At 55.1% G+C, this 21000-nt stretch carries 17 protein-coding genes and 1 riboswitch; of the genes, 11 read left to right on the forward strand and 6 right to left on the reverse strand.

Translation table 11 applies throughout. The features are described from left to right. The first annotated feature begins 10 nt into the window (after positions 1 to 10). The 3 genes from rsgA to mscM all read left to right on the forward strand — a co-directional run bounded on the left by rsgA (position 11) and on the right by mscM (position 5392). Positions 11 to 1060, forward strand: coding sequence for a small ribosomal subunit biogenesis GTPase RsgA (rsgA, locus tag DAQ1742_RS18020; RefSeq protein ID WP_035344436.1), 1050 nt, complete (start codon positions 11 to 13; stop codon positions 1058 to 1060). Between the two features lie 70 nt (positions 1061 to 1130). Then, positions 1131 to 2042 carry an archaetidylserine decarboxylase gene (gene asd / locus DAQ1742_RS18025; RefSeq protein ID WP_051124126.1) on the forward strand — a complete coding sequence of 304 codons (912 nt, stop codon included), beginning with the start codon at positions 1131 to 1133 and terminating at the stop codon, positions 2040 to 2042. A 29-nt stretch (positions 2043 to 2071) separates the two neighbouring features. Next, a complete protein-coding gene (gene mscM / locus DAQ1742_RS18030; protein ID WP_035344438.1) occupies positions 2072 to 5392 on the forward strand; it encodes a miniconductance mechanosensitive channel MscM in 3321 nt (1106 codons plus the stop codon). Positions 5393 to 5497: 105 nt separating this feature from the next. On the opposite strand, the gene epmA is transcribed toward mscM, so the two are convergent. Next, complete coding sequence (gene epmA, locus DAQ1742_RS18035) at positions 5498 to 6475, reverse strand: elongation factor P--(R)-beta-lysine ligase (RefSeq protein ID WP_035344440.1); 978 nt, start codon at positions 6473 to 6475, stop codon at positions 5498 to 5500. 535 nt (positions 6476 to 7010) lie between these two features. Between epmA and frdA the strand changes: the two genes are divergently transcribed. From frdA to blc, 5 genes are all read left to right on the forward strand, one after another. Continuing rightward, on the forward strand, positions 7011 to 8807 hold the full coding sequence (gene frdA, locus DAQ1742_RS18040) for a fumarate reductase (quinol) flavoprotein subunit (RefSeq protein ID WP_035344442.1): 1797 nt from the start codon (positions 7011 to 7013) through the stop codon (positions 8805 to 8807). Continuing rightward, positions 8800 to 9534, forward strand: a complete 735-nt coding sequence (locus DAQ1742_RS18045) for a succinate dehydrogenase/fumarate reductase iron-sulfur subunit (RefSeq protein WP_035344443.1) — start codon at positions 8800 to 8802, stop codon at positions 9532 to 9534. The genes frdA and DAQ1742_RS18045 overlap by 8 nt, the downstream gene beginning before the upstream one ends. A 16-nt stretch (positions 9535 to 9550) precedes the next feature. After that, positions 9551 to 9946, forward strand: a complete 396-nt coding sequence (frdC, locus tag DAQ1742_RS18050) for a fumarate reductase subunit FrdC (RefSeq protein ID WP_035344444.1) — start codon at positions 9551 to 9553, stop codon at positions 9944 to 9946. 14 nt (positions 9947 to 9960) lie between these two features. Next, positions 9961 to 10317, forward strand: a complete 357-nt coding sequence (gene frdD / locus DAQ1742_RS18055) for a fumarate reductase subunit FrdD (protein WP_035344445.1) — start codon at positions 9961 to 9963, stop codon at positions 10315 to 10317. A 105-nt stretch (positions 10318 to 10422) separates the two neighbouring features. Further along, a complete protein-coding gene (blc, locus tag DAQ1742_RS18060) occupies positions 10423 to 10965 on the forward strand; it encodes an outer membrane lipoprotein Blc (protein WP_035344446.1) in 543 nt (180 codons plus the stop codon). 131 nt (positions 10966 to 11096) lie between these two features. Here blc and DAQ1742_RS18065 read toward each other — a convergent pair whose 3' ends face one another. Both DAQ1742_RS18065 and efp read right to left on the reverse strand, forming a co-directional pair. Beyond that, positions 11097 to 11450: a DMT family protein gene (locus tag DAQ1742_RS18065; protein ID WP_035344448.1), complete on the reverse strand. Its 354-nt coding sequence runs from the start codon at positions 11448 to 11450 to the stop codon at positions 11097 to 11099. A 181-nt stretch (positions 11451 to 11631) separates the two neighbouring features. Beyond that, complete coding sequence (efp, locus tag DAQ1742_RS18070; RefSeq protein WP_035344450.1) at positions 11632 to 12198, reverse strand: elongation factor P; 567 nt, start codon at positions 12196 to 12198, stop codon at positions 11632 to 11634. Between the two features lie 39 nt (positions 12199 to 12237). On the opposite strand from efp, the gene epmB reads away from it, so the two are divergent. After that, the gene (gene epmB / locus DAQ1742_RS18075; protein ID WP_035344452.1) at positions 12238 to 13278 is read left to right on the forward strand and encodes an EF-P beta-lysylation protein EpmB; all 1041 of its coding nucleotides are present in this window, start codon (positions 12238 to 12240) and stop codon (positions 13276 to 13278) included. A gap of 84 nt (positions 13279 to 13362) precedes the next feature. Here epmB and DAQ1742_RS18080 read toward each other — a convergent pair whose 3' ends face one another. Beyond that, positions 13363 to 13707 carry a DUF4156 domain-containing protein gene (locus DAQ1742_RS18080; RefSeq protein WP_035344454.1) on the reverse strand — a complete coding sequence of 115 codons (345 nt, stop codon included), beginning with the start codon at positions 13705 to 13707 and terminating at the stop codon, positions 13363 to 13365. Between the two features lie 234 nt (positions 13708 to 13941). Then, the gene (pgi, locus tag DAQ1742_RS18085; RefSeq protein ID WP_035344456.1) at positions 13942 to 15594 is read right to left on the reverse strand and encodes a glucose-6-phosphate isomerase; all 1653 of its coding nucleotides are present in this window, start codon (positions 15592 to 15594) and stop codon (positions 13942 to 13944) included. A gap of 193 nt (positions 15595 to 15787) precedes the next feature. Further along, positions 15788 to 15985, forward strand: a riboswitch (Lysine riboswitch). A 116-nt stretch (positions 15986 to 16101) separates the two neighbouring features. Between pgi and lysC the strand changes: the two genes are divergently transcribed. Continuing rightward, positions 16102 to 17466, forward strand: a complete 1365-nt coding sequence (lysC, locus tag DAQ1742_RS18090; protein WP_035344458.1) for a lysine-sensitive aspartokinase 3 — start codon at positions 16102 to 16104, stop codon at positions 17464 to 17466. 776 nt (positions 17467 to 18242) lie between these two features. Beyond that, positions 18243 to 19292 (forward strand): methyl-accepting chemotaxis protein, encoded by a 1050-nt coding sequence (locus tag DAQ1742_RS20755; RefSeq protein WP_035344460.1) that lies wholly within the window; start codon positions 18243 to 18245, stop codon positions 19290 to 19292. A 40-nt stretch (positions 19293 to 19332) separates the two neighbouring features. Here DAQ1742_RS20755 and DAQ1742_RS18100 read toward each other — a convergent pair whose 3' ends face one another. Then, positions 19333 to 20979 carry a Na/Pi cotransporter family protein gene (locus DAQ1742_RS18100; RefSeq protein ID WP_035344462.1) on the reverse strand — a complete coding sequence of 549 codons (1647 nt, stop codon included), beginning with the start codon at positions 20977 to 20979 and terminating at the stop codon, positions 19333 to 19335. Between the last annotated feature and the right edge of the window lie 21 nt (positions 20980 to 21000).

Below are 21000 nucleotides of genomic sequence, written 5' to 3' on the forward strand. Positions count from 1 at the left end.
GAGAGACTGCGTGAGTAAAAAGAAACTGTCAAAAGGTCAGCAACGGCGGGTCAGCGCGAATCACCAGCGCCGCCTGAAGCATGCCGACAGCAAAGTCGAGTGGGATGACAACCAGCTAGGCGAGCCGCAAGACGGCATTATCATCAGCCGTTTTGGTATGCATGCCGATGTGGAAGCCCCGGATGGTACGCTGCACCGCTGCAATATTCGCCGCACCCTGACCTCACTGGTGACCGGTGACAAAGTGGTCTGGCGCGCAGGCAGTGAAGCACAGTCTGGTGTTAGTGGGATTGTCGAAGCGGTACACCCACGCCAGTCGGTGTTAACCCGGCCCGACTACTATGACGGCCTGAAACCCATCGCGGCGAATATTGACCAAATTGTCATCGTCTCAGCCATTTTGCCGGAATTGTCGCTCAATATTATTGACCGCTATCTGGTGGCGTGCGAAACGCTGGATGTCGAACCGTTGATCGTGCTGAACAAAACCGACCTGCTTGATGACGAAGGCCGGGCCTTCGTCGAAGAGGTCATGGACATCTACCGCCATCTTGGCTATCGGGTACTGATGGTTTCAAGCCATACCCAACAAGGGCTCGCCGGGCTGGAAACCGCACTCACCGGGCGTATCAGTATTTTTGCCGGGCAATCAGGCGTGGGAAAATCCAGCCTGCTCAATGCCCTGCTCTACCCTCAGGGCGCACAGATTCTGGTCAACGACGTGTCTGATAACTCCGGGCTTGGCCAGCACACCACCACCGCCGCGCGGCTGTACCACTTCCCACACGGGGGGGATGTTATCGACTCACCGGGGGTGCGCGAGTTTGGCCTGTGGCATCTGGAGCCCGAGCAGGTCACACAGGGCTTTATCGAATTTCGTGATTATCTGGGCAGTTGTAAATTCCGCGATTGTAAGCATGACACCGACCCTGGCTGCGCTATCCGTGCGGCGCTGGAGCGCGGCGACATTGCTCCTGAGCGTTTCGATAATTATCACCGCATTCTGGAAAGTATGGCGCAGGTAAAAACGCGTAAATCCTTTTCGGCTCCAGATAACTGACATTTATTGTATCCACCGCTACAATGCGCCCCTTTTTAACGGCGCGCCTTAACACATGACGAGGTTCACTGTGCTGGACAGCATCAAGATTGCTCTACAACATCTGCTCCCCAAAGTCTGGCTGACGCAACTGGCTGGCTGGGCGGCCGAGCGTCAGGCAGGCCTGCTCACCAAACTGGTGATTGACCTGTTTGCACGCGTCTACAAAGTCAATATGCAAGAGGCACAGCAGCCTGCTACTGCCTCGTATCGCAGTTTTAACGAATTTTTCGTGCGTCCGCTCAAGCCCGGCATCCGCCCGGTTGACCCGCTGCCAAACCGACTGGTGTTCCCGGCCGACGGCGCGATTTCCCAATCAGGCGCTATCGACAACGACCTGATTTTACAGGCCAAAGGGCACAACTACTCCCTCGAAGCATTACTGGCGGGCAATTACATTATTGCCGACCTGTTTCGTGATGGCCTGTTTGTCACCACCTACCTCTCACCGCGTGACTACCACCGGGTACACATGCCGTGTGACGGCGTACTGCGCGATATGATTTACGTACCGGGTTCGCTGTTTTCCGTCAACCCGCTCACCGCCGCCAACATCCCCAACCTGTTTGCCCGTAACGAACGCGTGATTTGCCTGTTTGATACGCCATTCGGGCCGATGGTGCAGATTCTGGTCGGTGCCACCATTGTGGGCAGCATTGAAACCGTGTGGGCCGGTGTCGTGACCCCGCCGCGTGAAGGTATCATTAAACGCTGGGCCTACCCGCTGGAAGGTGAAGATGCGGTCATGCTGGAAAAAGGCGATGAAATGGGCCGCTTCAAGCTGGGCTCAACCGTCATTAACCTGTTTGTGAAAGACAGCATCGAACTGCTGCCGGGGCTGGCAAGCCAGAGCGTCACCCGTATGGGCGAAGCGATGGCTCAGGCTATTGATGACAACACCTACACGCCCACGGACGAGCGCAACGGTAACACTACCCCCTGACCCCACCACTCAGCCTGAGGAGGCCAGCCGTGCGTCTGATCCTGATTGTACTGTTGGGATGCCTGTTATCAGCCACGTCGCTGGCCGCCTTGTTACCGGATGAGAATCAACTCCGGCAGGAGCTACAGCAAGCGGAAAGCAGCAAGAATGCCGTCGCTCAGGCTGATACTATCAAAGAGTTACAGTCCGCCTTACGGCTACTTGATGAGCGGCGGGAAACCCGCCAGCGCGCCGAAGCCTATCGGCGCACCATTGACGATTACCCAAGGCTGACGCGGGAACTGCGCCAGCAGTCAGATGCCGAAAACGCCAAACCGGCACTACCGGCCAAAACGCTGTCAGTCGGCGAACTGGAACAACAGATAGTCCAGTTAAGCAGCCAGTTACTCGAGCAAAGTCGTCAGCTCCAGCAAGAACAAGACCGCCTGCGCGAAATCAGCGATTCGCTGGCGCAGTTGCCGCAGCAGCAAACCGAGGCCAATCGCACGCTGAGTGATGCCGAGCGGCGTTTACAGGCCATCGGGAATCCTTCCACGGCGCAGGGTCAGGCGCAGTTGGCCGCCTTGCAGGCGGAAGTGGCGCTACGCAAGAGCCGGGTTGAAGAACTGGAGCTGGCGCAATTATCCGCCAGCAACCGCCAGGACTTATCGCGCCTGCAAGCTGATATTGATAAAAAGCGGCGCGACCGGCTGGATAATCAACTGCAACTGCTGCGCAGCACGCTCAATACCCTGCGCCAGCGTGAAGCCGAGCAGGCGCTGGAGCGCACGGAACAACTGGCGGAACAAGAAGGGGATTTACCCGCGGCGGTCGCCAGCCTGCTGCAAACCAACCGTGAACTTTCCCTGGCGCTCAACCAGCAGGCACAACGCATGGATAGCATTGCCGCACGTCAACGCCAGACGGCCAGCCAAACGTTGCAAGTGCGTCAGGCATTGAGCACCTTACGTGAACAGGCACAATGGCTCGGCTCATCACCGGCACTGGGAGAAACCCTGCGTGCGCAGGTAGCCCGCCTGCCGGAAATGCCAAAACCCCAGCAGCTCGATGGTGACATGGCACAGTTGCGGGCCCACCGGCTTAACTATGAGGAGATGCTCAATAAACTCACCGCCGGTGCGGAACCCACGCGACAGGATGATGGCTCGGCGCTCACCAGCGCCCAGCAGAAAATCGTCAACGATCAGCTACGCACTCAGCGCGATCTGCTGGGATCGCTGATTTCTGGCTGCGACACGCAAATCCTTGAGCTCACCAAACTCAAGGTGGCCAGTAACCAGCTGGAAGACGCACTGACCGAAATCCGCGATGCCGCCCACCGCTATCTGTTCTGGGTCGCCGATGTTGACCCGATCACTTTTGCGTATCCGCTCAGCCTGCTGCGCGATCTCTCGCGCGTACTCTCGCTTGATACGCTAACGCAACTGAGCGGCGCATTACTGATGATGGGCACCACCCAGACAACGGTAATCCCCCTGCTGGCTGCCCTGCTGCTGGTGGGGCTTAGCATCAGCTCGCGGCGTCATTATCATGCGTTTCTGGAACGGGCCAGCAGCCGGGTGGGCAAAGTCACACTCGACTATTTCATGTTGACGCTGCGCACCGTGTTCTGGTCGGTCATGGTGGCGATACCATTGCCGGTGTTGTGGGCCGTGCTCGGTTATGGCCTGCAAAATGCCTGGCCCTACCCGGTGGCGGTCGCCATTGGCGATAGCGTGACCGCCACCGTGCCCTTGATGTGGGTGGTGATGATCTGCGCCGCCTTCTCTCACCGTCAGGGACTGTTCATCGTGCACTTTGGCTGGCCGCCAAAGCAGGTGGCGCGCGCGATGCGCTACTATCGCCTCTCCATCGGTTTTATCGTGCCGCTGGTGATGGCGCTCATCACCTTCGATAATCTCAACGAACGCGAATTTTCCGGCACGCTGGGGCGTTTATGCTTCATTTTGTTGTGTATGGCACTAAGCCTGGTGACAACCAGCCTGAAACGCGCAGGTATCCCGTTGTACCTCGACAAGGAAGGCGCGGGCGACAATCCGGTAAACCGTGCGATGTGGAACCTGATGATTTGTATTCCGCTCATCGCCGCGCTGGCCTCTTGCCTCGGTTATCTCACTACGTCACAGGCGCTGCTGGCCCGGCTGGAAACCTCGGTCGCCATCTGGTTTTTCCTGTTGGTGGTTTACCACATCATCCGCCGCTGGATGCTGATTCAGCGCCGCCGCATTGCGTTTGACCGCGCCAGACAGCGACGGGCCGAAATCCTGGCCGCGCGGGCCAAAGGTGAAGACGAGGTAAGCACCCCGCACGAAAATGTCACTGAGGCCGTGGACGAACCGGTGGTGGATCTCGATGCCATCAGCGCCCGGTCGTTAAAACTGGTGCGCTCTTTGCTGACGCTGATAGCGCTGGTTTCCGTGATTGCGCTGTGGTCAGAAATTCATTCCGCGTTCGCGTTTATGGAAAACATCCACCTGTGGGATGTCACCAGCACGGTAAAAGGTGTCGAGAGCGTTCAGCCAATCACCCTCGGCGCGGTGCTGATAGCCCTGTTGGTGTTTATCATCACCGCACAATTGGTGCGTAACCTGCCAGCCCTGCTGGAGCTGGCCATATTGCAGCATATTGAGCTGTCACCCGGTACGGGCTACGCCATTACGACGGTCAGTAAATACCTGATGATGCTTATCGGCAGTCTGACCGGTTTTTCGCTTATCGGTATTGAGTGGTCGAAACTGCAATGGCTGGTCGCAGCACTCGGTGTCGGGCTGGGGTTTGGTTTGCAGGAGATTTTCGCCAACTTTATCTCCGGGCTGATTATTCTGTTTGAAAAGCCGATTCGCATCGGCGATACCGTCACCATCCGTGATTTGACCGGCAGTGTGATGCGTATTAACACCCGTGCCACCACTATCTCCGACTGGGATCGCAAAGAAATCATCGTCCCTAACAAGGCCTTTATCACCGAGCAGTTCATCAACTGGTCGCTGTCTGACTCGGTCACGCGCGTGGTGCTCACCATCCCGGCACCGGCCGAGGCCAGTACGCAGGAGGTGACAGCGCTGTTGCTCAATGCGGTGAAACGCTGCTCGCTGGTGCTGGATAACCCGGCACCCGAGGTGTATCTGGTGGATTTACGTCAGGGGATTCAGATTTTCGAGCTGCGTATTTTCGCCGCTGAAATGGGCCACCGCATGCCGCTGCGCCATGAATTGCATCAATTGATTCTGGAGAGCTACCGCCAACATCATCTGGTGATGCCATTCCCGCCGTTTCAGGTGCAGATGGATTCCGTACAGATAACCGGGCGCAACGCCGCCACCGCCAGTCGCATGTCGGGCGGGCTGTGATTTTCGTGGTGATGATTTGCGGTGAAATCCGGTTGGGGCGCACTCCGCGGTGGGCACAGGGGGCAGACTATCGCCACGCCTGTGCACCGATGGGGAAAGGCTGACTCAGGCGCGCTCGACCGTAAAGGCAATCACCTCACCGATCGTCTCGGCTTTCAGCGCCAGCATCACCAGTCTGTCAACCCCTACAGCAACCCCTGAGCACGGTGGAATACCCGCCGTCAATGCAGCCAGCAGGTTTTCATCTATCGGCTGCACCGGCAAACCACGCGCGGCCCGCTTGCGGTTATCCTGCTCGAAACGCTGGCGCTGCTCTTTGCTGTCCGTCAGTTCACAAAAACCGTTCGCCAGCTCCACGCCTTTGAAGTAGACCTCAAAACGCTCGGCGACACGGTGGTCTTCGGTGCTTATCTCCGCCAGTGATGCCTGTGTTGCCGGGAAATGATAGACAAACGTCGGCTTGTCACGGCCAATATGCGGCTCGACGCCAAAAGCAAACAGCAATTGCAATAGCGTGTCACGATCTTCTTCGCGGCTTGCCACATCACCCACGCCGATTTTCTCTGCCACCTCGCGCAATTGTGCCTTTTCCGCCGAGAGGGGATCGACCTCCAGATGGCGCTGGAACGCCTGCTGGTAAGAGAGCATTTCTGCGCCATCGCACTCCAGCACCTGCTGTAACAAGTCATCAACCTCATTCATCAGCCGGTACATGTCATAGTGCGGGCGATACCACTCCAGCATGGTGAATTCAGGGTTATGGTAACGGCCAGATTCTTCATTGCGAAAACTGCGGCACAACTGAAAGATAGGCCCGCTGCCCGCTGCCAGTAAGCGCTTCATGTGGTATTCCGGGCTGGTCATCAGATACAGCGCTATCCCTTGCGCGGCACCAGGGCCAACAAAACGCGTCTGGAAAGGGAACAGATGGATATCTGTTACCGTTGCCTGGCTCATGGCCGGGGTTTCGACTTCCAGCAACCCTCGATCCGAAAAGAATCGTCGGATTTCTTTCATTATCGACGCCCGTTTCAACAAATTGGCGACCGGGGCACTCGGCTGCCAGTTGGCTGTTTCGCTCATGATTTCCACTCCACTCTCTAACCGGACGTGCAGTCTACCTGCATCATCACAGCCAGACAAATCTATCCGGCGGATGTTTTTGCGCTGTTTTTACCCTGACAGTGCCCCTGGCTGTCGATTAAAAAACCCTCGTCATCTTTTGCCCATCCGCATACCGCTTTTAATGTCACTTTCGCTAACCTATGGCAGGCGAGGAGCATCCCCCCCTGCGCTGAAAAATCATCAGAATGTGCCGCGTTGCGAGGTAAAAATTATTTTCACGATAAATCATCTGGCCCATCACGTTTTCTGAAATATCGATGAAGAGATATTAAAAAACCGCAAAATGCTGGATCACATCAAATTTCAGCCACCTTCAAATCGCTATAATCATTTCCATACAAAAAAGAGTGATTTAATCTTTCAGGCTAACTAAGCACATATTTTTTCACTCAATTTATTGTCTTTGAATTAAAACGGGAAATAAGTGATTCAGTTGGACTTCATATTATTTTCTTAATTTAATTTATTTAACTTAAGTAACTGGAGGCATGCAGTGCAAACCTTTAATGCCGATTTAGCCATTATCGGGGCCGGGGGAGCAGGTTTACGGGCAGCGATTGCCGCTGCACAAGCAAATCCCCAACTCAAGATTGCGCTGATTTCCAAAGTCTACCCGATGCGCAGCCACACCGTGGCGGCAGAAGGGGGATCGGCGGCGGTCACACAAGATCACGACAGCTTCGACTTCCACTTCCACGACACCGTCGCGGGCGGTGACTGGTTGTGTGAACAGGACGTGGTGGATCACTTCGTGCAGCAATGCCCGCGCGAAATGACCCAGCTCGAACAATGGGGCTGCCCGTGGAGCCGTAAACCCGATGGCTCCGTCAACGTACGCCGCTTTGGCGGGATGAAGATCGAACGCACCTGGTTTGCCGCAGACAAAACCGGCTTCCATATGCTGCACACCCTGTTCCAGACCTCTTTGCAATATCCACAGATTCAGCGCTTCGACGAGCATTTTGTACTGGATATCCTGGTGGATGACGGACATGCCCGTGGGGTCGTTGCCATCAACATGATGGAAGGTTCACTGGTTCAGATCCGTGCTAACGCCATTATTATGGCAACCGGCGGTGCAGGCCGCGTTTACCGCTACAACACCAACGGCGGTATCGTCACCGGTGACGGCATGGGCATGGCATTCCGCCACGGTGTTCCACTGCGTGATATGGAATTTGTTCAGTACCACCCAACCGGCCTGCCGGGCTCCGGTATCCTGATGACCGAAGGCTGCCGTGGCGAAGGCGGCATCATGGTCAACAAAGATGGCTATCGCTACCTGCAAGACTACGGCCTCGGGCCGGAAACCCCGCTGGGCGAGCCGAAAAACAAATACATGGAGCTGGGCCCGCGCGATAAAGTCTCACAGGCTTTCTGGCATGAATGGCGCGCTGGCCGCACCGTTTCTACCCCGCTCGGCGATGTGGTCTACCTTGATTTGCGCCACCTTGGCGAGAAAAAACTCAAAGAACGCCTGCCGTTTATCTGTGAGCTGGCCAAAGCCTATGTCGGCGTTGACCCGGTCAAAGAGCCGATTCCGATTCGCCCCACCGCACACTACACCATGGGTGGTATCGAAACTGACCAGCAGTGTGAAACCCGCATCAAAGGGCTGTTTGCCGCCGGTGAATGTTCTTCTGTCGGCCTGCACGGCGCGAACCGCCTCGGCTCCAACTCGCTTGCCGAACTGGTGGTATTTGGTCGCATGGCCGGAGAAAAAGCCGTCGAGCGTTCACGGGAAGCGCCGCCTGCTAACAGCAGCGCCCTCGATGCTCAGGCGCGCGACGTGGAACAGCGTCTGCACGCCCTGATGAAGCAGGAAGGCACGGAAAGCTGGGCGAAAATCCGTGACGAAATGGGCCTGTCGATGGAAGAAGGCTGCGGTATTTACCGCACCACCGAACTGATGCAGAAAACCGTCGATAAACTGGCCGAGCTGAAAGAGCGCTTCAAACGCGTGAAAATCACCGACCACTCCAGCGTGTTTAACACCGACCTGCTCTACACCATCGAACTGGGGCACAGTCTGGATGTGGCAGAATGTATGGCGCATTCGGCTATCAACCGTAAAGAATCTCGCGGTGCGCACCAGCGTCTGGATGAAGGCTGCACCAAACGTGATGACGTCAATTTCCTGAAGCATACGCTGGCGTTTTATAACCCGGAAGGCGCGCCACATCTGGAATACAGCGACGTGAAAATCACCAAGCTGCCCCCCGCAGAACGCGTGTATGGTGCCGAGGCCGAAGCTCAGGAGAAAAACAAGAAGGAGCAAGCGAATGGCTGAGTTGCAAACCCTGAAAATGGACGTCATGCGCTATAACCCGGAGCAGGATAACGCCCCGTACTTTGCAAGCTATGACGTGCCGTATAGCCGTGAAACCTCGCTGCTGGATGCGCTGGGCTACATCAAGGACAACCTGGCCCCGGATCTCTCCTATCGCTGGTCATGCCGTATGGCCATCTGCGGCTCCTGCGGCATGATGGTCAACAATGTGCCGAAACTGGCCTGTAAGACCTTTCTGCGCGACTACCCGAATGGCATGAAGATTGAAGCGCTGGGCAACTTCCCTATCGAGCGCGATCTGGTGGTCGATATGACGCACTTCATCGAAAGCCTGGAAGCCATCAAGCCTTACATCATCGGCAACAACCTGACACCGGAGCAGGGCCCGAACAAGCAGACACCGGCACAGATGGCGAAATACCATCAGTTCTCCGGCTGCATCAACTGTGGACTGTGCTACGCCGCCTGTCCGCAGTTCGGCCTGAACCCCGAGTTTATCGGCCCGGCAGCCATCACGCTGGCGCACCGCTACAATCTGGATAACCGCGACCACGGTAAAAAAGAGCGCATGCCGCAACTCAACAGCGACAACGGTGTCTGGTCATGTACTTTCGTGGGCTACTGCTCCGAAGTGTGTCCGAAGCACGTCGATCCGGCGGCAGCTATCCAGCAAAGCAAGGTGGAGAGTGCCAAAGACTTCATGATTGCCATGCTGAGACCACAATAAGGGAGGGAGTCAATTCATGAAAACCAAACGCAAAGCGTATGTCCGTGGTATGACGCCCACCTGGTGGCAGAAACTCGGTTTTTATCGCTTTTACATGCTGCGTGAAGGCACCGCAGTGCCCGCAGTCTGGTTCAGTATTGTGTTGCTGCACGGCGTGTTCTCACTCAAAGGCGGGCCCGAAGGCTGGAGCCAGTTTGTCGGCTTTTTGCAAAACCCGCTGGTGCTGCTGATTAACATCATTGCGTTACTGGCGGCGGTGTTACACACCAAAACCTGGTTCGATCTGGCCCCCAAAGCCAGCATTATCATCGTCAATGACGAAAAAATGGGGCCGGAGCCGGTGGTGAAAGGGCTTTGGGCGGCGACTGTGGTCATCACGCTGGCGGTGCTGGCCATCGCCTTGCTGTTCTGAACAGGAGATATATCGTGATTAATCAACAACCTAAACGCTCTGACGAACCACCATTCTGGGGTCTGTTCGGTGCTGGTGGTATGTGGAGTGCCTTTTTCGGGCCGGTTATCATCCTGCTGGTGGGTATTCTGCTGCCGCTGGGGCTGTTTTCCCATGCCCTGAGCTACGATCGCATTGCCGCATTTAGCCACAGCTTTGTTGGCCGCGCCTTTCTGCTGCTGATGATAGTGCTGCCGTTGTGGTGTGGCCTGCACCGTATCCACCACGCCATGCATGACCTGAAAATTCATGTTCCGGCAGGCAAATGGGTGTTTTACGGTCTGGCAGCCATTTTGTCCGTCGTCACCATCATTGGTGTGGTCACACTGTAAACCGCTGTCATACCTTGTGCTACGGCCCGCTTGCGGGCCGTTTTTTATTGCATCTTCAGCGCAATTTTCCTAACGTTAACCCATATTAACCAAGGAGCATGACCTATGGCCCGCTGGCGTTTGTGGATTGCCTCGCTAACCGCGCTGTTAACCGTCTCTTGCAGCAGCCCAACGCCGCCTGCGGGCGTCAGCGTGGTGGAGAATTTCTCGCTGCCCCGTTATCTCGGCACCTGGTATGAAATTGCCCGCTTCGACAACCGGTTTGAGCGCGGCCTGGAGCGCGTCAGCGCCACCTACAGCCTGCGCGCAGGCGGCGGTATTACGGTGGTGAATCGCGGCTTTGACCCGGCCAGCCTGCGCTGGCGTGAAAGTACCGGCAAAGGTGACTTCACCGGTTCCCCCACGCAGGGTGCGCTGAAGGTGTCGTTCTTCGGGCCGTTTTATGGTGGCTATAACATCATCGCGCTGGATAACGACTATCAATATGCGCTGGTATGCGGGCCAAACCGTGACTATCTCTGGATACTTTCCCGCACACCAACATTACCGCCACTGGTTCGTCAGGCGCTGATAGCAGCAGCGCAGCGTAACGGTTTTGATACGGACAAATTAATCTGGGTGAATCAGCTAACCGTTAACGGAAAATAATCACTCATCGCTTCGCTATCAGGCAGTAAATAAAAATAGTAAAACTGTGTTTTATTTACTGCCTGCCTCTCTGAGTTATTTTCTCTCTGCCCTCACGACAGGTGAATCATCAGCGAAAATAATCGCACGGGTTAGCCCATAATTTTATCGCGGAACATAAAAAATACGGCACCCAGTAAACACAGCCCGGCCCAAATATAATCCGTCCGGAAGGGTTCTTTGAGAATGATTATTGAAAAGGGAATAAATACCGACAGGCTTATTACCTCTTGCATAATTTTCAGTTGCCCGGCAGACGCCACCTGATAGCCAATACGGTTGGCTGGCACCTGTAGCAGGTATTCAAACAACGCAATCCCCCAGCTCACCAGGGCGGCAATCATCCAGGTGCGGCCACTGAAATAGCGTAAATGACCGTACCAGGCAAACGTCATGAACACGTTGCTGAGAGTCAGCATCAAGACAGTAATAATCAGTGGGGACATCGCGCGCTCCTTCATACCAAGAAGGCAGCATTTTACGTGATGGACGATAAAACACCATCGGACAAGCGCTGTTAAAGGTGAGCGAATTTTTCAAACCGAAGGAAAAGGCAACGCGGAGCAGTGAGGACAGACGAGTGGTACGTAAAGCGCCTTCAGGCCGTTACGTACCACGAATAAGGGGTTACTTCACGCGGGAAACGTATTCGCCCGAGCGGGTATCCACTTTGATGACTTCACCAATCTGCACAAACAACGGCACTTTCACTACCGCGCCGGTAGACAGCGTTGCCGGTTTGCCGCCGGTGCCAGCGGTATCGCCTTTCAGACCCGGATCGGTCTCGGTGATTTCGGCTTCGATAAAGTTCGGCGGCTGAACGGCAATCGGACGGCCATCCCACAGGGTAACGATACATTCCGCATTATCCTGCAACCATTTCGCAGAATCACCCACGGTTTTTGCTTCAACCTGATGCTGCTCAAAGGTTTCCGGGTGCATGAAATGGTAGAACTCACCGTCGTTGTACAGGTAGTTCATGTTGGTATCCATTACGTCAGCACCTTCTGCCGAGTCGGTAGACTTGAAGGTTTTCTCAACGCGGGAACCCGTCAACAGGCGGCGCATTTTGACACGAGCAAAAGCCTGGCCTTTACCCGGTTTCACAAACTCACTGGATTCGATGGCATACGGTTCGCCTTCGAACATGATTTTAAGACCGGAACGGAAATCGTTGCTAGAATAAGTCGCCATAAAGGCCCTCTACGTTAACACTGGTACTTAGCCAAAAAAATGGCACACATTGTAACCCTAAATATACCTTCCAGAGAAGATTGGTTAGTACAACTGGCCGACGTTATTACCGATCCTGATGAACTGCTCCACACTCTTGGGCTGGAGAACCACCCACAACTGAGTGCCGGGCGCGATGCACGCAAGCTGTTTGCGTTACGGGTGCCGCGCGCCTTTGCCGCCCGCATGCGCTATAGAGATGCCCGCGACCCGCTGTTATTGCAGGTGCTGACCGCGCAAGAGGAGTTCATCACGACGCCCGGATTCAGTCATGACCCGCTCGATGAGCAACACAGCGTCGTGCCCGGTCTGCTCCACAAGTACCATAACCGGGCATTGCTGCTGGTGAAAGGCGGCTGCGCGGTTAACTGCCGTTACTGCTTTCGCCGTCACTTCCCGTATCAGGACAATCAGGGCAATAAGGCCAACTGGCATCAGGCGCTGGAGTATATTCGCCAGCACCCCGAGCTTGATGAAATCATCTTTTCGGGCGGCGACCCGCTGATGGCGAAAGACCATGAGCTGGACTGGCTGTTGAGCGAGCTGGAGCCGATTTCTCACATTAAGCGCCTGCGCATTCATACCCGCCTGCCGGTGGTTATCCCCGCGCGCATCACCGACGCACTCTGCCAGCGGTTAGCCAGCAGCGCCTTGCAGGTCATTCTGGTAACGCATATCAACCATGCCAACGAGATAGACGAAAGCCTGCGTTATGCGATGCAACGTTTGCGTCGTGCGAACGTTACCCTGCTTAACCAGAGTGTGTTACTGCGAGGTGTGAATGATAACGCCGAAACGCTTGCCGCACTCAGCAACGCACTGTTTGATGCCGGGATTTTGCCCTATTACCTGCATGTGCTGGATAAAGTTCAGGGCGCGGCACACTTTCTGGTGCCTGACGATGAAGCGCGGGCGCTGGTGCGCCAGCTTATGGCGAAAGTGTCCGGTTATCTGGTGCCAGGCCTGACACGGGAAATTGGCGGCGAAGCCAGCAAAACGCTGCTGGATATCGGCATGGTGCAGCAGGAAATCACGCGCTAATCACGCACTCAACGATGTCATACCCGACGTCACCGGTATACACCGGTGACGTTAGCGGTCGTGATGCCTTCACTTATCAACGCATTAAGGGCACTTATAAACCTGCCCCTGCATCTTGCTATCCAGTGGTGCAAAGCTTGAGAGGAACGTTTGGCTGGGAGTGGTCACGCCATAAATCACGTTGCCACCCATTTCGCCCGCGCGGTTACGCAGGTCATTTGCCGCACCGCGCATGGCGCTGCCTTCATTACCACTGCCAGACAACCAGTTCGACTGTGTACCGGTAATATTACCCAGTAACTGGCACTGCGCCGCCGGTTTGCTGTCGGTGAAACGTACCGACTGACCGGCGGCCGTCAGTGGGTTAGTGGTGCTACATCCCGCCAGCAGAGTAATGCCAGCCAGAGCCATCAGTATGCGAATTCGCATGCTCCCCTCCGTGATAATCAATACATTGACCAGAGCCTGTCAAACTGAGGTCTGGCACACCAAATTGATGACAAAATCGCTTGATGTTACCACCATCGGGCAGGCAATCCGCAGCAGAGTCATCACTATTTACGCCCACAGTTGCATCATCATGATGACGATCACATCACGTTAAACACACAGGCCCCGAAAACGGGGCCTGTGATCATCATGCGGTCATGTACACCATAACCGTTATTGCACGCGCCACTGTTTAAAGTGGTTGATAAGCCCATTGGTGGAGCTGTCATGGCTGCTCACCGCACTGTCATCCTGAAGTTCCGGTAAAATACGGTTAGCCAGTTGTTTACCCAGCTCAACACCCCATTGGTCGAAGGTGAAGATATTCAGAATCGCCCCTTGGGTGAAGATCTTGTGCTCGTAGAGCGCGATCAGCGCCCCTAGGCTGTACGGCGTAATTTCGCGCAGCAAGATAGAGTTGGTCGGGCGGTTGCCTTCAAACACTTTGAACGGTGCAATGTGCTCCACGTCCTGGGCGGATTTCCCGGCCGCGGCAAACTCCGCGTCAACCACCGAGCGCGACTTGCCAAACGCCAGCGCTTCCGTCTGGGCAAAAAAGTTCGACAGCAGCTTGCTGTGATGATCGCTTAGCGGGTTATGGCTCACCGCAGGTGCGATGAAATCACACGGAATCAGCTTGGTGCCCTGATGGATCAACTGGTAGAAAGCATGCTGGCCGTTGGTGCCCGGCTCTCCCCAGATAATGGGGCCGGTCTGGTAATCCACCGGGTTGCCGTTGCGATCGACATACTTACCGTTAGATTCCATATTGCCCTGCTGGAAGTAAGCGGCAAACCGGTGCAGATACTGGTCATAAGGCAAAATGGCTTCGGTTTCCGCACCGAAGAAGTTGTTGTACCAGATACCGATCAGCGCCAGTAACACCGGCAGGTTCTGCTCAAATGGCGTGGTGGTAAAATGCTGATCCATCGCGTGAGCGCCACTGAGCAATTGCTCAAAGTGGTCGAAACCGACGGACAGCGCAATCGACAAACCAATCGCAGACCACAGCGAATAGCGCCCGCCCACCCAATCCCAAAACTCGAACATATTCGCAGTATCAATACCGAACGCGGCCACCGCTGGCGCATTGGTTGAGAGCGCGGCAAAGTGTTTGGCGACATGCTTTGCATCACCCGCCGTTTCCAGGAACCAGTCACGGGCGCTGTGCGCATTGGTCATGGTTTCCTGCGTGGTAAAAGTTTTCGAGGCGACCAGGAACAGCGTGGTTTCCGGGTTAACGCGCTTGAGGGTTTCCGCGATATGCGTGCCATCGACGTTGGAGACAAAATGCATGGTCAGATGGTTTTTATACGGACGCAGCGCTTCCGTCACCATGAACGGCCCCAAATCAGAGCCGCCGATACCGATATTCACCACATCGGTAATCGCCTTGCCGGTATAGCCTTTCCACTCACCGTTTATCACCCGCTCGCTGAACTGTTTCATCTTCGCCAACACCGCATTGACTTCCGGCATCACGTCTTTGCCATCGACCAGAATCGGGGTATTGCTGCGATTGCGCAACGCGACATGCAGCACCGAGCGCTCTTCGGTACGGTTGATTTTCTCACCGCTAAACATGGCACGAATCGCCTCGGCCAGACCGGTTTCACGCGCCAGCGCCTGTAATTTATCCAGCGTTTCGGTCGTGATACGGTTTTTCGAGTAATCCACCAGCATCAGGTCGGAAAAGGTGGCGGAAAAGCGGGAAAAACGTGCGCTATCCTGCGCGAACAGTTCGCTGATTGTTACCGTTTCCATCGCGGCAAAATGCTGCTGCAATGCCTGCCAGGCGGCAGTCTGCGTTGGGTTGATATTTTTCATCACACTACTCTTCGGTTTGAGAACAAATCTTTCAGTTAGCAGGCAAACCACGCCTGTGTTTTGTCCCGATTGTATCCCTTAACGCGACACGGGGAAGCCCTTTTCTTGCGAAATGCCGCGCATGGTTTCAATGTTGATTGACAGCCGCCACGTTACCCGCTATTTGTAAAAGACTACTTGCGCACAGGTTGCGCAAGCCAGAAGAGGAGCACCGCCCAGGCAAGGTATCAGAGGAGCCGTATCCGATGACGATACCCGAGGGGGAGCGGTGCCGAGGTAGCAGGCCACGACGGTATGGCGGCTATCGACTACAGGGGCTGAATCCCCTGGGTTGTCACCCGCATCGTTGCGCAACGCGTAATGATAAGCAAGGTGGAGCGCTTCTGGGTGTACCGTAGCTGTGTTCTACGCTTGCCCCCTGCTTACCGCTCTTCCCTTGTGCCAAGGCTTAACGATGGAATGCTGTTGTCGATGACGACAATCACGCCCCTGACACGAGGTTTTTGAATGTCTGCTAACACGAGTACGTCTCTGATTATCGCTAAATTCGGCGGCACCAGCGTCGCTGACTTCGACGCCATGAACCGCAGCGCCGATATTGTACTGGCCGATCCACAGGTAAGAGTGGTCGTGCTGTCGGCCTCTGCGGGCGTCACCAACTTGCTGGTCGCACTGGCTGAAGGGCTGCCCGCGCCAGAGCGCGCCGTACAGTTAGATAAATTGCGCCAGATTCAATACGCGATTATCGCTCGCCTGAACCAGCCTGCCGTCATCCGCGAGGAAATTGACCGCATGCTCGATAACGTCACCCGCTTGTCGGAAGCCGCTGCCCTTGCGACCTCTCACGCGCTGACTGATGAGCTGGTCAGCCACGGCGAACTGATGTCCACCCTGCTGTTTGTCGAAATCCTGCGTGAGCGCAGCGTCACCGCCGAATGGTTTGACGTGCGTAAAATCATGCGTACCAATGACCGTTTTGGCCGCGCCGAACCGGATTGCGACGCACTGGGTGAACTGACGCGCAGCCAGTTGGCTCCACGTCTGGCAAAAGGGCTGGTGATAACCCAGGGCTTTATCGGCAGCGAGGCTAAAGGCCGCACCACCACGCTCGGCCGCGGCGGCAGTGACTATACCGCTGCCCTGCTGGGGGAAGCGCTCAATGTCAGCCGTATCGATATCTGGACTGACGTCCCCGGTATCTACACCACTGACCCACGCGTGGTGCCCTCAGCCCACCGTATCGACCAAATTACCTTTGAAGAAGCCGCTGAAATGGCGACGTTCGGTGCCAAAGTGCTGCACCCGGCGACACTGTTGCCCGCCGTGCGCAGCGATATTCCGGTGTTTGTCGGCTCCAGTAAAGACCCGGCAGCCGGTGGCACGCTGGTGTGCAACCAAACGGAGAACCCGCCGCTGTTCCGGGCACTGGCACTGCGCCGCAAGCAAACGCTGTTAACGCTGCATAGCCTGAATATGCTGCACGCGCGCGGTTTTCTGGCGGAAGTGTTCAGTATTCTGGCACGCCACAACATTTCGGTGGACTTGATTACCACCTCAGAAGTCAACGTCGCATTGACGCTGGATACCACTGGCTCCACCTCAACCGGCGACAGCCTGCTGTCAAGCGCACTGCTGACCGAGCTCTCTTCGCTGTGCCGGGTTGAAGTTGAAGAGAATATGTCTCTGGTGGCGTTAATTGGCAACCAACTGTCGCAAGCCTGCGGCGTCGGTAAAGAGGTGTTCGGCGTGCTCGAACCGTTTAATATTCGCCTTATCTGTTACGGTGCCAGCAGCCACAATCTTTGTTTCCTGGTTCCTGCCAATGATGCCGAGCAAGTGGTGCAAACGCTGCATCGTAATTTGTTCGAGTAAGGTATTATTTCCTGAGCATGACGCCCGGTGGTGGCGTCATGTTATCGGGTGGCTCAATAGCACTCGGCTGTTGCTGCCATTATCAATAATGACATGTTCAGCGTGCATCGCATTATCGCCCCTCGTTTTATCTTCACATGATTTATTCTGCATCGGGTCATGTCTCACCACCATGATCAATCTGCTGCCATCTGCGCCCTCGCACCACAACCATAATCACGGTAAAAAAACAGATTATTTTTAGCCTGTAAAAAGAACAGGCAAACCGGAAAAATCGCCTTACCATTATTCTCCATAAATATTTTATTTTTCATAAAATAGAGAAAGTTAGGTTAATGAACAGGTATCAGTAAAACCGGGCCAGGCGATGCCCTTACTGCACTCGCCTCATCGCAGCAGGCTCTTTTCGACAACGGCCCCGTTTTTGTCATCGCTCTCCCCCACCCAATAACCCTATGGCAGACTATTATTCAGTATAGTTGGCACAGACATGGCAATATTATCCATTTAACAGCGCAAGGGCAGAATAAACCCGTCGTTAATTCACGCGCCAAATAATCTGTTTTAGAAAAAAAGAAATTCTTATTATTTTTAATAATGTCGCCATTCAGAACATTAAATAATCTTTTTTAGCTTTCTTCTTGAACATTAATCGTGTGTATTAGTCAGCCCGCCGAATACGGGGTCAGGTCATTTATTTATTTCAGCGCCCGGTTTTTTTATTAAGGCGTACAACACATTTCATTTTGCGATGAAAGGGAACAGGGAGAAATCGCATGGCAAATCCTCATGAAATTGTCGAGCTCAGTCACCACATTCGTAAAGTCGCTAATCATAAAATCGCCGATATTGATCAAATAAACCGGGAAACGACGTTTCTGGCGCTGAATGCACTGATTGAAGCCGCACGGGCGGGTGAGGCTGGCAGGGGGTTTGCGGTCGTCGCCAATCAGGTCAAACATGTAGCCTCGTTGATTAGCGAAATCACCACCTCCCTGAATCAGGAACTGGCCGGGTCGCTCTCTAAACTGACCGAGCTTGGCGATAACATGATGTCGCAACTGCACCATCATGAAAGTGGCCGCTGTGTCGATCTGGCACTGAACATGATAGATATCATCGACCGTAACCTCTATGAACGCTCTTGTGATGTACGCTGGTGGGCGACTGATGCCGCGGTGGTGGCGTGCGCCAGCGAACCGGCTATGGCCGCCCGCCGCCATACTTCACAGCGTTTATCGGTTATTTTGGGCAGCTACACCGTTTATCTGGACTTGTGGGTGACGGATCTGAACGGCACTATTCTGGCCAATGGCCGGGGGCAAGATTACGCTGTCGCCGGGCAAAATATCGCTGATATGGACATCTTTCGCCGGGCAATCGCCACACGCAGCGGGGCCGATTATGTCGCCGCCGATATCCAAACGCTGCCACAGTTGCATCATGCCGCCGTTGCGACCTACGCCACCGCCATTCGTGAGGGCGGTGAGGAGCATGGCAAGCCTATCGGTGCGTTGCTGATCTTCTTTGACTGGGCAGCACAGGCTGACACCGTGGTGAAAAGTGTGCGCCTTAGCGAGGAAGAATGGCAGCGCACACGCTGCATGATTGTCGATTCCACTTCACGCATTATTGCCTGTTCAGATAACAGCATAGCGCTGGGAGAACGGCTGATGCTGCACACCGATGGCAAACGCTCCGGCTACTATCAGGCGCAGGACAAAACCGTCTCCTTTGCGCTGACGCCAGGTTATGAAAGTTATCAAGGGCTGGGCTGGTACGGCGTGATTGAGCAATCACGCGAGGGCTCTGCTCGTCAATCCTAAACCGTGCGCGCCATCGTCACCGCGGCGATGGCGCGGCCCGTCACATGGGAGCCACCGACTCTTCACGCTCGTCATCTTCTTCTTCTGCCACCATCAGTACGTTATACGCAACGGAGCAAAATAGAGAGTTGAGGCGATTCATATCCCCCAGCAAGCCAAGATGCAGGGAGCTGGTTTCCAGACTTTGCACATTTTGTTGATGCAATCTGTCAACATGCGCGTGGGAGTAGCGCCGGTTGAGAATACGAAAGCGGTGTTTGGCACGGCGCAGGCGTCTGGCACTGGTGATATCGGATGAGAGGAATACCGACATTCCCAGACGCAGGTTATTCATCAATAAATCATAGAGCTGGTTAAGCTCGTTAAGCCCTTGCGCTGAAAAACCACTCAATCCATCTGGAGCCCGATCGTCCAGCTCGCAGACCACCCGCTCGATAATGTCGCCTGCCTGCTCCAGACTCAGCGCCATTTCAATAATCTCCGCCCAGCGCTGGGAATCTCGCTCATGCAATCCGGCTTTCTCAATTTGGGCCAGATAGAGTTTGATGGCGTTATAGAGCACATCCACATCATCATCAAGTTTGCGGATCTCGCGCGCCTGTAACGTGTTACCTTGCAAGATGTCCTGAAACATTTTCAGCATCTGCTCTATCACATCGCCGATTCGCAGCGTCTCGCGCGCCGCATTCGCCAGCGCCAGCGTCGGTGTATCCAGCGCACTCACATCGAGATGACGCGGGCGCAAACGCGGGTCAAGCTCAGGTTCGGCCCGCACCAGATTACTGCAAAGCTCCGCCATACGGCCGCTAAAGGGTAACAACAACACGCAGCGCACCAGATTGTAGAACAGATGAAAATAGATAACCCGCTCCTCATCCGGCAACGGCACAGCCGCCATCCCCTGCGCCAGATAGCCAATCGCGGGCAATGCAGGCAGGCAGCCGATTAATTTGAAGAACATGCTGCCAAGCGCCACCTGTCTTGCCGCCTGACCTTGGGCACTGGTGTTGGCCAGCGCCAAAATACCGCTGCCCAGATTGGCCCCAATCACCAGGCACAAGGCAACATCCAGCGAGATAACATGGCTGGCGGTGAGCGTGGCCGTCAGTAGTACAGCCGCCAGGCTGGAATAGCTGACAATGGCAAATAGGGCCCCCACCAGCGCATCCAGCATGACGTCACCGGTCAGCGAAGAGAACAGCACTTTCACCCCGGTGGTTTGGGTGATGGGCGTGGCGGCTTGCACAATCAGCTCCAGCGCCAGCAGAATCAGGCCAAGGCCGATACTCACCCGGCCCAGTTGCCCGGCGCGGGTCTGCTTACGCGTTAAAAAAAACACCACGCCAAAGAAAATCAGCAACGGCGACAGCCAGGAAAGGTCGAAGGTCAACACCCGTACCATCAACGCGGTGCCGACATCCGCGCCAAGAATAATCACCAGTGCCGGAGAGAGCGCAATCAGCCCTTGGGCAACAAAGGAGGTCGTCAGCAGAGTGGTGGCATTACTGCTTTGTACCAGCGCAGTCACGCCAATACCCGCCAGGAAAGCCAGAGGCTTGCGCTTAACACTGTCACTGATGGTATGGCGTAAACGGGCACCGTATACGCGCATAATCCCGGTACGCACAATGTGTGTACCCCAAACCAGCAACGCGATAGCAGACAACAAATGCAACAGCGTTAACACAACATCCTCTCCCTTAGCCAA

Source organism: Dickeya aquatica (assembly GCF_900095885.1).
GTDB lineage: Bacteria > Pseudomonadota > Gammaproteobacteria > Enterobacterales > Enterobacteriaceae > Dickeya > Dickeya aquatica.